Here is a 13,529-nt window from a genome sequence, read left to right on the forward strand (position 1 = left end):
TACCCCGCTTGCATGACTATGCAAAGTGAGACATACTCTTTCTATGTCCAAGGTCCTCACCTCCCTGCCCGCCGGCGAGCGCGTCGGCATCGCCTTCTCCGGCGGTCTCGACACCTCCGTCGCGGTCGCGTGGATGCGCGACAAGGGCGCCGTCCCGTGCACCTACACCGCCGACATCGGCCAGTACGACGAGCCCGACATCGCCTCGGTGCCCGGCCGTGCCAAGACCTACGGTGCCGAGATCGCGCGCCTGGTCGACTGCCGAGCGGCGCTCGTCGAGGAGGGCCTGGCCGCGCTGACCTGCGGCGCGTTCCACATCCGCTCGGGCGGGCGGGCGTACTTCAACACCACGCCGCTGGGCCGCGCCGTCACCGGCACGCTGCTGGTGCGGGCGATGCTGGAGGACGACGTCCAGATCTGGGGCGACGGCTCGACCTTCAAGGGCAACGACATCGAGCGGTTCTACCGCTACGGCCTGCTCGCCAACCCGCACCTCAGGATCTACAAGCCCTGGCTGGACGCGGCGTTCGTGACCGAGCTGGGCGGCCGCAAGGAGATGTCGGAGTGGCTGCTCGCCCACGGGCTGCCCTACCGGGACAGCACGGAGAAGGCGTACTCCACCGACGCCAACATCTGGGGCGCCACCCACGAGGCCAAGACCCTGGAGCACCTGGACACCGGCATCGAGACGGTCGAGCCCATCATGGGCGTCAAGTTCTGGGACCCCTCGGTCGAGATCGCCACCGAGGACGTGACGATCGGCTTCGACCAGGGCCGCCCGGCGACGATCAACGGCAAGGAGTTCGCCTCCCCCGTCGACCTGGTCATGGAGGCCAACGCCATCGGCGGCCGGCACGGCCTCGGCATGTCGGACCAGATCGAGAACCGCATCATCGAGGCCAAGAGCCGCGGCATCTACGAGGCCCCGGGCATGGCCCTGCTGCACGCCGCCTACGAGCGGCTGGTCAACGCGATCCACAACGAGGACACCGTCGCCCAGTACCACACCGAGGGACGGCGCCTCGGGCGGCTGATGTACGAGGGCCGCTGGCTGGACCCGCAGGCGCTGATGATCCGCGAGTCGCTGCAGCGGTGGGTCGGCGCCGCCGTCACCGGCGAGGTGACGCTGCGGCTGCGCCGCGGTGAGGACTACTCGATCCTCGACACCACCGGCCCGGCGTTCAGCTACCACCCGGACAAGCTGTCCATGGAGCGCACCGAGGACTCGGCGTTCGGCCCGGTCGACCGGATCGGCCAGCTCACCATGCGCAACCTCGACATCGCCGACTCGCGCGCCAAGCTGGAGCAGTACGCCGGCATCGGCCTCATCGGCACCGGCAGCCCGACCATCGGCGCCTCCCAGGCCGCCGCGACGGGCCTGATCGGCACCATGCCGGAGCTGCCGCAGGGCGGCGCCGAGGCGATCGCGTCCCGTGGCGAGGTCTCCGAGGAGGACGCCTGGCTGGACCGCGCGGCCATGGAGTCCGGCACGGACTGACCGACCCGGTACACACGCGAAGGGCCGGCTCGCCACTGACGTGGTGAGCCGGCCCTTCGCGTGACGGGTGCGGGCGCGGGAGTGCGGCGACGGCGCACGCCCTCGCGCGTTGCCCGGCGAGCGCGCCCGCGCGCCGAGGCGGCCGGGCGGCCGGACCGTCCGCTCGAACGCCTCGGCCCCGGCCGGTGGGAGCACCGGCCGGGGCCGATCAGCACGGCGGGTCCTGTCCCGCCCGCCCGTCCCTCCCGGGCGGGCTACGCCGTTTCAGCGGGACGAGCCCGCCATCTCCGGGACCGGGGCGTCCAGGGCGTCCAGGCCGCGCAGGATGTCCTCCACCCGCTGCTTGGCGTCGCCGAACAGCATCTGGGTGTTCTCGCGGAAGAACAGCGGGTTCTGCACGCCCGCGTACCCGGCGGCCATGGACCGCTTGAAGACGACCACGTTCGCCGCCTCCCACACGTGCAGCACCGGCATGCCCGCGATGGGGCTGGTCGGGTTGTCCGTGGCGGCCGGGTTGACCGTGTCGTTGGCGCCGATGACCAGGACGACGGAGGTGGCGGCGAAGTCGTCGTTGATCTCGTCCATCTCCAGGACGATGTCGTACGGCACGTTCGCCTCGGCGAGCAGCACGTTCATGTGCCCGGGCAGCCTGCCGGCGACCGGGTGGATGCCGAACCGCACCTCCACACCCCGCTCGCGCAGCTTGCGCGCGAGTTCGGCGACCGGGTACTGGGCCTGGGCGACGGCCATGCCGTAGCCCGGGGTGATGATCACCGAGGAGGCGTCGCGCAGCAGTTCCGCGGTCTCCTCGGCGCTGATCTCCCGGTGCTCGCCCTGCTCGCCGTCCTCGGCGGCCGCCGCCGGGGTGCCGAAGCCGCCCGCGATGACCGAGATGAACGAGCGGTTCATCGCCCTGCACATGATGTACGACAGGTAGGCACCGGAGGAGCCGACCAGCGCGCCGGTGACGATGAGCAGGTTGTTGGCGAGCAGGAAGCCCGAGGCGGCCGCGGCCCAGCCCGAGTAGCTGTTCAGCATGGAGACGACCACCGGCATGTCACCGCCGCCGATGGAGGCCACCAGGTGCGCGCCGAGGGCGAGGGCGATCACGGTGACGGCGACGAGCAGGCCCATGTTGGGGCTGGCCACGAAGGCGACGGTGAGCGCGACGAACGCGACCAGGGCGCCGATGTTGAGGACGTGCTTGCCGGGCAGCGTCAGCGGGCGGGAGTCGATGCGCGCCGACAGCTTCAGGTAGGCGACGACGGACCCGGTGAAGGTGACCGCGCCGATGAACACCCCGATGAACACCTCGGCGTGGTGGATGCCGAGCAGCGAACCGCTCAGCTCGTCGTCGACCTCCAGGTAGCCGTTCCAGCCGACGAACGCGGCGGCCAGGCCGACCAGGCTGTGCATGATGGCGATCAGCTCGGGCATGCCGGTCATCTCGACGACCCGGGCCCGCCAGAGCCCGATGCCCGCGCCGACGGCCGTGGCGACGGCGATCAGCACCAGGGACGTGGCGGTGATGCTGCGGGAGGCGAGACCGACCGTGGCGGCCAGCGCGACGACCATGCCCGCGATGCCCCAGACGACGCCCGAACGGGAGGTCCGGTGCTGGGAGAGACCGGCGAGGCTGAGGATGAACAACAGCGCCGCGACGACGTAGGCGGCCTGTGTGGCCGAGACTGTGGTCATCCCTGATCAGCCCTTCGAGAACATGCCGAGCATGCGGCGGGTGACGGCGAATCCGCCGAAGATGTTGATGCTCGCCAGCAGGATCGCGGCGAACGACAGCACGGTCACGGCGGTGTTCCCGTGCCCGATCTGCAGCAGCGCACCGACCACGACGATCCCGGAGATGGCGTTGGTGACCGACATCAGCGGCGTGTGCAGCGCGTGGTGCACGTTGCCGATGACGTAGAAGCCGATGACGATCGCCAGGACGAACACCGTGAAGTGGCCGAGCAGTTCGCTCGGGGAGAAGGCGGTCACCAGGAACAGCGCGAGCGCCCCCGCCGCGACGAGGGCGTAGGAGGCCCACGCGGGGCGGGCGGGCTTCGCCGGTGCCCGGTCGGCGGGCGGTGCGGTCTCCTTCGCCGCGGGGACGGGCGTGGCGGACACCTGGACCGGGGGCGGCGGCCAGGTCTTCTCGCCGTCGCGGACCACGGTCATCGAGCGCTGCACCACGTCGTCGAAGTCGAGGACGAGCCGGCCGTCCTTGCCGGGCGTGAGCAGCTTCATCAGGTTGACGACGTTGGTGCCGTACAGCTGCGAGGCCTGGGCGGGGAGGCGGCCGGGCAGGTCGGTGTAGCCGATGATCGTCACGTCGTTGTCGGTGACGACGGCCTTCCCGGCGACGGTGCCCTCGACGTTGCCGCCCTGGGCCGCCGCCATGTCGACGATGACGCTGCCGGGCTTCATCCGCGCGACGTCCTCGGCGGTGATGAGCCGCGGTGCCGGGCGGCCCGGGATGAGCGCGGTGGTGATGATGATGTCGACGTCGGCGGCCTGCTCGGCGTACAGCCGCGCGGCGAGCCGGTTGTAGTCCTCCGAGGTGGCCTTGGCGTAGCCGTCGGTGCTGACCTCCTGCTCGGCGGAGACCGTGAGGAACTCGCCGCCGAGGGACCGCACCTGCTCGGCGACCTCGGGCCTGGGGTCGGTGGCGCGGACCACGGCACCGAGGCTGCGGGCCGCGCCGACCGCCGCGAGGCCGGCGACCCCGGCCCCGGCCACCAGGACCTTGGCGGGCGGCACCTTGCCGGCGGCGGTCACCTGGCCGGTGAAGAAGCGGCCGAAGGCGTGCGCCGCCTCCACGACGGCCCGGTAACCGGCGATGTTCGCCATCGAGCTGAGCACGTCCAGGGACTGGGCCCGGGAGATGCGGGGTACCGCGTCCATGGCGAGCACGGTGATCGGCCGCCGGGCCAGCTCCTCGACCAGCTCCGGGTTGAGGGCCGGGCTGATCAGCGCGATCAGGGTCGCCCCGTCGCGCAGCCGGCCGATCTCCTCGCTGGAGGGGCCGTTCACCTTGAGCACGATCTCCGCCTGCCACGGGTCGCCCAGCCGGGCGCCCGCCTCCTGGTAGGCCGCGTCGGAGAAGCGGGACGAGGCTCCCGCTCCCGGTTCGACCACGACGTCGTACCCGAGCGCGACAAGTCTCCCCACGGTGGCGGGGGTCGCCGCCACCCTGGTCTCGCCCGCAGCGGACTCGGCCGGGATGCCGATCCCCTGGGGTTCGGGTTCCGCTTGGACCATCGTCTGCCTCTCTCGTCTGTTCGTGTGCCTGTCCTCCTTGGTGCCCGCATCCTGCACGGTCGACGCGGCATCGGTGGCGGACCACGGTCACATGGGCCGAGAGGCAGTACTCACACCGCACAGGGCTTGCCAGGAGCCGGGTTCAGGAGTAGCGCTGTGTCTTCTGACACCGCGGAGGCGGGCGCTGGGACCTGATGGCCCGTCAGGACGTGAACATCTCGTCGGTGCGCCGCTGGATGTCCTCCGGCGTCAGGTCCTCGATCGTCTGGGAGATCATCCACAGGTGCCCGAAGGGGTCGGCGAGACGGCCGGCGCGCTGGCCGTAGGGCTGGTCGGACACGGGGTACACGATCTTCGCCCCGCCCCGCAGCATGGCCTCGGCGACGGCGTCGGCGTCCTCGACGTCCAGGGCCATGACGACGGGGCTGCCGCCGAGGGCGGGCGGTGCCGGATCGCCCTCGTCGGCGTCCTTGACGGCGAGGACCGTGCCCCCGAGACGCAGCAGGGCGTGCACGATCCGGCCCTCGGGGCCGGTGTAGCGCTCGACCTCCTCGGCGCCGAGCGCGGTCCGGTAGAAGTCGATCGCCCGGGGCCCGTCGGAGACCACGAGCCGGGCGTAGAGGCGGGTGACGGCGGGGGTGACATGTGTGTGGGTCATGCGTTCACGATCGCGCGTCCCGGCGGCCGGGGATTGTAGAAAACGACCGGCCGGGCCGGGTCCGTCACCCGCCGAGCGGTACGTGGTTGCGTGCGAGCGGCGAGCGCGGCGCGTACGCGGTCGGGGTGATCCCGGCCAGCGCGCGGAACTCGTGGATCAGATGGGCCTGGTCGTGGTAGCCGCAGTCCGCGGCGAGGACGGCCCAGTCCGGCGCCGTCCGCCCGGCGTTCACCCGCCCCAGCAGCCGCTGGAAGCGCCGCACCCGGGCGTAGCGCTTGGGTGTGAGGCCGAGCTGCTCGGTGCAGCGGCGGGCCAGCCGGCGGGAGGTCCAGCCGAGCCGGTCGGCCACCTCGGCCACGGGCGTCCCCCGGTCCAGCAGCACCGCGGCGCGGCGCACGGCCGGATCGGGCCCCGGGTGCCGCTCGGCCCGCCGCAGCAGGGCCCTCTCCAGCTCCCGCACACAGGCCGCGGGGCCGCCCGCCGCCATGGCCTCCAGCAGCCGCTCGCGCAGCACCGCCCCGTCCGCGCCCCACAGGTCGTCCAGCCCGACCAGTGCGTCACGGACCGCCGAGACGGGGGCGGCGAGGAACGGGTACGCCCCCGCGGGCCGGAAGGCCACCCACGCCACGGCGCGCTGCTGCGCCGGGTCGATCAGGGCGGGCACGCTGTGCGGCCCCTGCAGGGCCGCTCCCCCGGTCCGCAGGTCCGCGCCGCGCAGCGGGGACGACGACAGGACGTCCCCGTCGAGGTTCACCAGCAGCTGCGCCCCGCCCGTCGGCAGGGCCAGCTCGACCCCGTGAGCGAACCGGCCCTCGACGTAACCGAACGCCCCGACCAGCGCCCCGAGCCGCCCTTCGGCCGAGGGCCGCACGGTGACGGCGACGGTCGCCTCGTCCTCTTCCGCCGTGGCCGCCGTCTCCGCCGTGGCCGCCGTCTCCGCCGTACGAGCCATACGAGCCATACGAGCCATACGAGCCATACGTCCAGCGTAGGGGCGGGCGGTGACGGGCGGGATGTGATCTGGAGGCCGTCTGCGGGCGAAGCCGGCCCGCAGAAACCGGCACGCCGTGCGGGAGCCCGGGCAGTCGCTCGACGGGACACCCGAGCGCCCTGGCAGGAGTCCCGGCCGCCGCAGTGGAAAGCCCGGCCGCCCCGGGGCGACGGAATCAGCATGTGCTCCGCCCGTCCCGAACCTAGACTCGCCGGAAACGAGGGGGCATGTGCGTATGGCCGCGGAGCAGAACACCGTCGGGGACGTCTTCAGCGCGGGCGCGGAGGAGTTCCATCGTTGGTCGCCCGGGCTGTGGGACCGGGTCGGTGCGGCCACCGCCGCCCTGGCCGCGCCGGTCGTCGGTGAGTCGGTGCTGGACGCCTGTTGCGGGGCCGGGGCGTCGGCTCTGCCCGCCGCGCGGGCCGTCGGGCCGGCGGGCCGGGTGGACGCCGTGGACCTCGCGCAGGGGCTGCTGGCGATCGGGGAACGCCGGGCGCGGGAGGAGGGGCTGGAGAACATCCGCTTCCACGCGCACGACGTCACCTCGTGGCCCGCTCCGGGGGACGGTTACGACGTCGTGCAGTGCGCGCTCGGCGTGTTCTTCTTCCCGGACATGGACCGGGACACCGCCGCGCTGACACGCAAGCTGCGTCCCGGTGGCCGGTTCGTGGTGACGGTCTGGGAGAAGGGTGCGCTGAGCGGCTGGCAGTCGGCGCTGCGCGGCGCGGTCGAGACGGAGCGCGCCCTGCCCCGGCCGCCGCAGATGGACCAACTGGCGCGGATCGACACCACCGACGCCCTCGCGGCCTGGCTGACCGGGCTGGGCGGGAGCGCGCCGCAGGTCGCCCGGCGGCGGTTCGAGGTACCGCTGAGCCCCGAGACGGCGTGGGTCCTGGCCGTGGGCAGCGGGACGCGCCGGATGCTCGACGGGCTGTCGCCGGAGGCGGTGGAGCGGGTGCGCGCCGAGTTCACCGCCCGGCTCACGGCGGACGGCGTCACCGACCTCGACGCGCGCGTCGTGATGGGCACCGCCCGCTTCACGGCCTGACGGGCCGGGGCGGGGGCCGCCGTTCTCACGCCCCGTGACCGGCCGGCAGGCGCCTGTGACGCCCTGATTGCTCCCCCTGTGGGGAGGGCACTCAGGGCGTGTGCGCATTCAAGAAGGCAAGCGACCGCGCAGGGTGCTGCTCACCGGATGGTTCAGCTTCCGGGACGGGGAGGCGACCGCCGGGGACGTGCTGGCCCTGCGCCGGGTGGAGGACGTGCTGCGGGGGACGGGGATCCCCTACGAGGTCGCCTGGAGCCCCGGCTTCCGTCCGGAGGCCCTGCATCTGGACCGGCTGTGGCCCGAGGACTACACCCACCTGGTGTTCGTGTGCGGCCCCCTGCACGGGCCGCAGGTCGAGGAGCTGCACCGGCGGTTCGCGCACTGTGTGCGGATCGCCGTCGGCACCTCGGTGATCGACCCCGGCAGCGCCGCCGTCACCGGTTTCCACCGGGTGCTGCCCCGGGACGGGCCCGACAGCGAGCCGGTGGAGGACCTGGCGGCCCGCGCCCCGGACGTGCCCGCCCGGCCGGTCGTCGGCGTGATCCTCACCCACGGGCAGGAGGAGTACGGACCGCTGCGGCGGCACGGGCAGGTCGCCGAGGAGGTGACGCGCTGGCTGGCGGGGAAGGACTGCGCCCGGCTGGAGCTGGAGACGCGGCTCGACACCCACGACTGGCACCTGAGCGCCACGCCCGCGCAGCTGCAGTCCGTGCTGGCCCGGCTGGACCTCGTGGTCACTGACCGGCTGCACGGGCTGGTGATCGCGCTGCGGGTCGGCACCCCGGTGCTGGCCGTCGACCCGGTCTCCGGCGGCGCCAAGATGACCGCGCAGGCCCGGGCCTGCGGCTGGCCCGCGCTGGTCCCCGCCGAGCGGCTGGACGTACGGCAGTTGGACCGCTGGTGGGACTGGTGCCTGACCGGTGGCCGGGTGACCGCGCGGCAGATCCGCGACGGCTTCCGCGAGGGCACCGTCCCCGACAGCGCGGACCGGCTCGTCGAGGCGCTGGCGCGGCCCGTTGCCGGTTAGCTCCGCGACGCCGCGGGGCACCCGCTGTGCAGTCCCCGCTTCCCGTCCCGCCGCACGTCCCCCCGGGCGCCGTCGCCCCGGGCGGAGAGACGGTCGGCCGCCCGGAAGGAGAACCGCGTGTCCATCGGCCGGCTCCCCGATCACGAGCAGCGCATCCTCGACGAGATGGAGCGCGTCCTGCGCCGCGACCGCCGCCTGGACCGGCGGCTGCGCACGCTGCGGCTGAACCGGCGCCCCGATCCCGCCCGGGCGCTGGCCCGGATGGCCTCGTACCGTCCCCGGGTGCGGACCGTGGCGCTCCTGCTCGCGGTGTCCGCCGGGCTGCTGGTGGCCGGTGCCGTGACCTCCGCGCCGGGCCTGATCTGGGCGTTCGCCTTCCTGTGGCCGCTGACGCTGTTCGCCGGGTTCCGCCTGCTGGCCGGGCGGTACGGCGGCTGAACGGCACGGCCCGCCGCCGCAGGCGGGCGTCAGCCGGTGTAGCGGCGCGCCTTCGAGGAGCGCTGGGCCGGTTCCAGCAGGCGCAGCCGGGACTCCACCTCGTGGGGCAGGACGCGGCGTTCGCGCAGCACCCACGGCAGGGCGGCCGCCGCCTCTGCGAAGGCGCGCAGCGACGCGGCGTCGCGCGGGACCGTGCGGGCCAGGTACACCGTCCGGCGCAGGGCCGGGCCGGCCGGGCGGCGCAGCCAGGTGAACCACAGGGTGTTGCGGATGCCGTGGGTGCGGCGCAGCGTGGCGTCCCGGGCCACGGACGGGTGGTGGTGCACCGCGAGGTGGTCGGCGTACGTCAGCCACCAGCCGTCCGCCGCGAGGTCCGCGGCGAGCAGCTCCTCCTCGCCGCCCAGCCACAGCCGCGGGTGGAAACCGCCCGCGGCCCGGAAGGCGGCGGTGCGCAGCACGGTCGCGGCGGCCAGGAACGACCCGAGGGCCGGTCCGGGCAGCCAACCGGGGCCCGGGACGGGCGAGTTGCGCAGTTCCTCGACCACGGGGTCGTCGGTGCCGCCCGGTTCGACGACGATCCGGGCCGTGACCGGACGTTCCTCACGGCTCGGACCTCCTCACGGGTGTCGGATTCCGGGCAGTTCGTCCACGGCCCGCAGGACGTCGCCGGGGGTGATGCGCAGCAGTGCGGGGTCGGGACGGCGGCCGTGCGGGTCGCCCTCCGGGCCGTACCACAGCGCGCGGTGGCGGGGGCTGTCCGGCGGGCCCCACAGGCTCGGCGGGACCGGGCCGAAGAGGGTGACCGAGCGGGTGGCATAGGCGACGGCGAGGTGGGCGATGCCGGTGTCGCCGCTGATCACGACCTGCGCGTCGGCGACGAGGGCGGCGAGCCGGCCGAAGGGCAGGCCGCCGCCGAACACGTCGGCGTCGTCCAGCCCGGCCTCCTTGGCGAGCCGGGCCACGAGGTCGCCCTCGCCCGCGCCGCCGGTGACGACGACCCGCATGCCCCGGGCGCGCAGCTCCGTCGCGACGGCGGCGTGGCGTTCGACGGGCCAGCAGCGGGCAGGTGATCCCGCGCCGGGGTGCAGTACGGCCGCGCCGGGCGCCGGGGAGGCGGTCTGCGGGCGGGGCAGGTACACGTCGTGCGGGTCGGCGTCGATGCCGTAGGACCGCAGCAACCGGCACCAGCGGTCGCGCTCGTGCTCCCGCGCGTACCAGGGCGGGCCGTCGACCTCCGGTGTCTCCGGGTGGGCGAAGGCGAGCAGTTGGCGCGGGCGCAGCGCTTGGAGCAGCCGGTGACTGGGCGGTCCGTTGCCGTGCAGGTCGACGGCGACGTCCGGGGGCGGCTCGGTCCAGTCGAGCGACCGCGGCACCTCCCGGCCCGGTGCGGCGGCGGGCAGCAGCCGGTCCACGGCCCCCGTCATCGCCACGACCGGTTCCAGTTCGCCGGGTGCGGCCAGCACGATCTCGTACCCCGGAAAGCCCCGCCGCAGCGCGCGCAGCGCAGGCACCCCGGCAAGGAGATCCCCGAGCCCGAGGGCCCGCAGGACAAGGAGACGGGGGCGTGCGGGGGTGATGCCGGACGCCGCGCCGGACGCCGCGCCCGGGGCTGCCGCCGGGGGCGGGGTCGACGGCCGTACCGGGCCGGGTGCCGTGCCGGGCGCCGCACCGGGCTCTGTCGCCGGGGGCGGGGCCGACGGTGGTGCCGCGCCGGACACCGCCCCCGGTGCTGGCGCCGGGGCGGAGGCCGACGGCGGTGCCGCGCCTGGTACCGCGCCCGGGACTGTCGCCGAGGTCGAGGCCAGCGGCGGCACCGCGCCGGGTGCTGTCGCCGGAGCCGAGGCCCACGGCAGTACCGCGCCCCGCGCCGCGCCCGGTGCTGTCGCCGGGGTCGGGACCGGCGGCGGCGTCGGCAGTGGCGTCGGTGTCGGTGTCATTCGGGTGTGCGACGTCATGTCCGCAGCCTGCCCCGTGTGCTCCGGATTCGCCGCCGTTGACCGGCTCGACGGGTGGGTCGTCGGGCTCCTTCCGCGGCCCGTTCCATGAGGGCCGTCGAGGAGGGGCCGTCGAGGTAGGGCAGCAGGATCGCCTGGCCGCCCCAGCGCTGCGGGAGGGCGGCTTCCGGGAGGTCCGCCGCCGCGTAGTCGCCGCCCTTGACCCAGACGTCGGGGCGCAGGCCGACCAGGAGCCGCTCGGGGGTGTCCTCGTCGAAGACAGCGACGGCGTCGACGCAGGCGAGGACGTTCAGGACGCGGACGCGGTCGGCGAGCGGGTTGACCGGGCGGCCGTCGCCCTTGCGGCGGGTTGACCGGGCGGCCGTCGCCCTTGCGGCGGGTGACCGACGCGTCGGAGTTGACGCACACCACGAGGCAGTCGCCGAGCCGCCGGGCGGCCTGGAGGAGGCCGACGTGGCCGACGTGCAGCAGGTCGACGCCGCCGCCCGCCGCGACGACCGAGCCGTGCGCGGCCCGCACCCGCGCGGCCGGCGCGTACGGGTCGTCGCCGTCGGGCCCCGGCCCCGGCACCGGCCCCGGCGCGGTTTCCGCGTCCGGTACGGCGGCGGCGCCGCCCGCCGCGACGAAGCCGGTCGCCGCCGCCACGGCCCCCTCGACCGCCTCGGCGACCAGGACGCCGTCGGCGAGCAGGCCCGCGGCCGCGGCGGCGAACCGGTCCCCCGCCACACAGCTGTCGCCGGGGTGGTCGGCGGGCGCGGGGACGAGCAGCGGGTGCTCGCCGTAGGACAGCAGGGCGCCGCGGACGCCGAGCGTCACGGCGACGGCGGCGGCCCAGCCAGCGGTCGACCAGGGCGAGTTCGTGCGGGCGTTGCAGGACGACGACGTCGATGTGCTCCCCGCGCAGCAGCTCGGGCGGCACCTCGACGACGCTGCCCGGCCAGTCCCGGGTGCGGGCGCGGCCGAGGCCGTCGGGGCCGCGGCCGGGGGGTGACGGGGACGGCGCAGGTGTGCGGGCCCTGCACGAAGGCCGTGGTCCACGACCCGTGCACGTGCCACAAGAGGATCCTCATGTCTCGCCCCTCAGCTTCTCGACGGCGGTCACCACGTCGTGCGCGGTGACGGTGTCCAGGCAGGGGTGGCCGGGCACGGGGCACTCCCTGGCCCTGCTGCCGGCGCAGGGCGCGTCCTGGTCGCCGAGCAGCACGTACGGCACGCCGTACGGCCGCCAGCGTTCGGCGGGGACGACCGGTGCGAACAGGGACACGACGGGGGTGCCGACGGCGGCGGCCAGGTGGGCGGGGCCGGTGTTGCCGGTGACGACGGCGTCGGCGCCCGCGAGGACGCCGGACAGCTCCGCGGCGCCGGTGCGGCCGCCGAGGTCGAGGGCGTGCGCGCCCGCGACGGCCGCGGTCAGGTCCCGTTCCCCCGCGCTGCCGGTGACGACCACCCGGTGCCTGGCGGCGGCCAGTTCGCGCACCGCCTCGGCGCAGCGCTCCGGGTTCCAGGCGCGGGCGGGGACGCTGGCGCCGGGGTGCAGGACGACGTAGGGCCCCGGGCCGGTGAGCCCGGTGGTGACGGGCGGCGGGAGCACCTGCAGGCGTCCGTCGTCGACGGGCGGGAAGCCGGCGGCTTCGGCGAGGTGGAGGGCGGCCTCGGCCTCGTGGGCGTGGGGGGCGCGCTGGTGGCGCACGTCGAGGAGGGAGCCGGGGTAGTCCTCGCTGTCGGCGGCGAGGAAGCCGACGCCGGCCAGGCGCAGCAGCAGGGCGGCGGGCAGCGGGGACTGGTGGAAGGAGGTGAGGACGAGCGCGGCGTCGGCGTCGATGGTGTCGATGAGCTGCTCGACCTCGCCGCGGCCGACGGGCGGCGGTGCGAAGCCCACCCAGGGCGCGTCCCAGACGAGGATGTCGTCGACACCGGGCAGCAGCCGGGCGGCGGGGGCGCCGCGTGGTCCGCACAGCAGGGTGACGGTGTCGGCGCGGGCGGCGACCGCCCGGATCGCGGGCCCGGCCAGCAGCACGTCGCCGAAGCTGTCGAGGCGGGTGACGAGGGCCTTCATGAGCCCACCTCCTGCGGTGGGCCGCCGGTGTAGGCCTGCCGGATGGGCCGTTCGTCGACCAGGACCCGGCCGCGCGGCACCCCGTCCAGCAGCGCGCGGACGGCGGTCAGCAGGTCGGGGGCGACGTGGTCGGCCGCCGCGGTCTCCTCGGGGCGGGTCACGGCGTTGGGGACGAGGACGCCGTGGGCGCCGGCCCGGCGGGCGGCCTCCATGTCGGCGCCGATGTCTCCGATGACGACGAGGGCGCCGGGGTCGGCGCACAGCCGCCCGGCCGCCCACAGCACCATGCCGGGCTCGGGTTTGCGGCACCGGCAGGCGTCGCCGGGGCCGTGCGGGCAGACGGCGAACACGTCGAAAGGGCCGAGGAGTTCGTCGAGACGGTGGTGGACGCGGCGGACGTCGGCCTCGGTGATCAGGCCGCGGGCGACGCCGGACTGGTTGGTGACGACTCCGGTGCGCACGCCGCGGTCGCGCAGCAGGCCGAGGGCCTCGCGGGCGCCCGGGACGGGGCGTACGCGGTCGGGGTCGCCGTTGTAGGGGACGTCCTCGACGAGGGTGCCGTCGCGGTCGAACAGCACGGCCTTCACGGGGTTCACCGGG

General features: G+C 75.0%; 11 protein-coding genes and 3 pseudogenes. 4 read left to right on the top strand and 10 right to left on the bottom strand.

Annotated features, from left to right (window positions below):
* The first annotated feature begins 43 nt into the window (after window positions 1-43).
* Window positions 44-1,498 carry an argininosuccinate synthase gene (gene argG / locus ABZY20_RS09145; RefSeq protein WP_356438809.1) on the top strand — a complete coding sequence of 485 codons (1,455 nt, stop codon included), beginning with the start codon at window positions 44-46 and terminating at the stop codon, window positions 1,496-1,498.
* Between the two features lie 264 nt (window positions 1,499-1,762).
* Here the strand turns inward: argG and pntB are convergent, their stop codons facing one another.
* The 4 genes from pntB to ABZY20_RS09165 form a co-directional block, all read right to left on the bottom strand.
* Window positions 1,763-3,196 carry a Re/Si-specific NAD(P)(+) transhydrogenase subunit beta gene (gene pntB / locus ABZY20_RS09150; RefSeq protein WP_356438811.1) on the bottom strand — a complete coding sequence of 478 codons (1,434 nt, stop codon included), beginning with the start codon at window positions 3,194-3,196 and terminating at the stop codon, window positions 1,763-1,765.
* Between the two features lie 6 nt (window positions 3,197-3,202).
* Window positions 3,203-4,756: a Re/Si-specific NAD(P)(+) transhydrogenase subunit alpha gene (locus tag ABZY20_RS09155; RefSeq protein WP_356438813.1), complete on the bottom strand. Its 1,554-nt coding sequence runs from the start codon at window positions 4,754-4,756 to the stop codon at window positions 3,203-3,205.
* Between the two features lie 202 nt (window positions 4,757-4,958).
* Window positions 4,959-5,414 (bottom strand): VOC family protein, encoded by a 456-nt coding sequence (locus tag ABZY20_RS09160; RefSeq protein WP_356438816.1) that lies wholly within the window; start codon window positions 5,412-5,414, stop codon window positions 4,959-4,961.
* Window positions 5,415-5,478: 64 nt separating this feature from the next.
* Complete coding sequence (locus ABZY20_RS09165) at window positions 5,479-6,393, bottom strand: AraC family transcriptional regulator (RefSeq protein ID WP_356438819.1); 915 nt, start codon at window positions 6,391-6,393, stop codon at window positions 5,479-5,481.
* Between the two features lie 247 nt (window positions 6,394-6,640).
* Between ABZY20_RS09165 and ABZY20_RS09170 the strand changes: the two genes are divergently transcribed.
* From ABZY20_RS09170 to ABZY20_RS09180, 3 genes are all read left to right on the top strand, one after another.
* A complete protein-coding gene (locus ABZY20_RS09170) occupies window positions 6,641-7,453 on the top strand; it encodes a class I SAM-dependent methyltransferase (RefSeq protein WP_356438822.1) in 813 nt (270 codons plus the stop codon).
* A gap of 106 nt (window positions 7,454-7,559) precedes the next feature.
* A complete protein-coding gene (locus ABZY20_RS09175; protein WP_356439638.1) occupies window positions 7,560-8,480 on the top strand; it encodes a polysaccharide pyruvyl transferase family protein in 921 nt (306 codons plus the stop codon).
* Window positions 8,481-8,597: 117 nt separating this feature from the next.
* Window positions 8,598-8,918 carry a hypothetical protein gene (locus tag ABZY20_RS09180; protein WP_356438825.1) on the top strand — a complete coding sequence of 107 codons (321 nt, stop codon included), beginning with the start codon at window positions 8,598-8,600 and terminating at the stop codon, window positions 8,916-8,918.
* Window positions 8,919-8,947: 29 nt separating this feature from the next.
* Here ABZY20_RS09180 and ABZY20_RS09185 read toward each other — a convergent pair.
* The 6 genes and pseudogenes from ABZY20_RS09185 to ABZY20_RS09210 form a co-directional block, all read right to left on the bottom strand.
* Window positions 8,948-9,508, bottom strand: a pseudogene (locus tag ABZY20_RS09185) (glycosyltransferase family 2 protein); the annotation flags it as partial.
* 27 nt (window positions 9,509-9,535) lie between these two features.
* Window positions 9,536-10,495 (bottom strand): glycosyltransferase family 9 protein, encoded by a 960-nt coding sequence (locus tag ABZY20_RS09190; protein WP_356439641.1) that lies wholly within the window; start codon window positions 10,493-10,495, stop codon window positions 9,536-9,538.
* A 374-nt stretch (window positions 10,496-10,869) separates the two neighbouring features.
* Window positions 10,870-11,701, bottom strand: a pseudogene (locus ABZY20_RS09195) (adenylyltransferase/cytidyltransferase family protein); the annotation flags it as partial.
* A 1-nt stretch (window position 11,702) separates the two neighbouring features.
* Window positions 11,703-11,943: pseudogene (locus ABZY20_RS09200) on the bottom strand (glycosyltransferase family 1 protein); the annotation flags it as partial.
* On the bottom strand, window positions 11,940-12,929 hold the full coding sequence (locus ABZY20_RS09205; protein WP_356438827.1) for a glycosyltransferase family 9 protein: 990 nt from the start codon (window positions 12,927-12,929) through the stop codon (window positions 11,940-11,942). The gene ABZY20_RS09205 and the pseudogene ABZY20_RS09200, both read right to left, overlap by 4 nt.
* Window positions 12,926-13,525 (bottom strand): HAD family hydrolase, encoded by a 600-nt coding sequence (locus ABZY20_RS09210; protein ID WP_356439644.1) that lies wholly within the window; start codon window positions 13,523-13,525, stop codon window positions 12,926-12,928. Before ABZY20_RS09210 ends, ABZY20_RS09205 begins: the two co-directional genes overlap by 4 nt.
* Window positions 13,526-13,529 lie beyond the last annotated feature (4 nt).

The organism is Streptomyces sp. NPDC006624 (genome assembly GCF_040611555.1).
Taxonomy (GTDB): Bacteria; Actinomycetota; Actinomycetes; order Streptomycetales; family Streptomycetaceae; genus Streptomyces.

Bases quoted from the DNA above. Each gene is read 5' to 3' on its own strand.
- ABZY20_RS09160 (WP_356438816.1), bottom strand. From the start codon at position 5,414: ATGACCCACACACATGTCACCCCCGCCGTCACCCGCCTCTACGCCCGG.
- ABZY20_RS09170 (WP_356438822.1), top strand. From the start codon at position 6,641: ATGGCCGCGGAGCAGAACACCGTCGGGGACGTCTTCAGCGCGGGCGCG.
- argG (WP_356438809.1), top strand. From the start codon at position 44: ATGTCCAAGGTCCTCACCTCCCTGCCCGCCGGCGAGCGCGTCGGCATC.
- ABZY20_RS09205 (WP_356438827.1), bottom strand. From the start codon at position 12,929: ATGAAGGCCCTCGTCACCCGCCTCGACAGCTTCGGCGACGTGCTGCTG.
- ABZY20_RS09165 (WP_356438819.1), bottom strand. From the start codon at position 6,393: ATGGCTCGTATGGCTCGTATGGCTCGTATGGCTCGTACGGCGGAGACG.
- pntB (WP_356438811.1), bottom strand. From the start codon at position 3,196: ATGACCACAGTCTCGGCCACACAGGCCGCCTACGTCGTCGCGGCGCTG.
- ABZY20_RS09155 (WP_356438813.1), bottom strand. From the start codon at position 4,756: ATGGTCCAAGCGGAACCCGAACCCCAGGGGATCGGCATCCCGGCCGAG.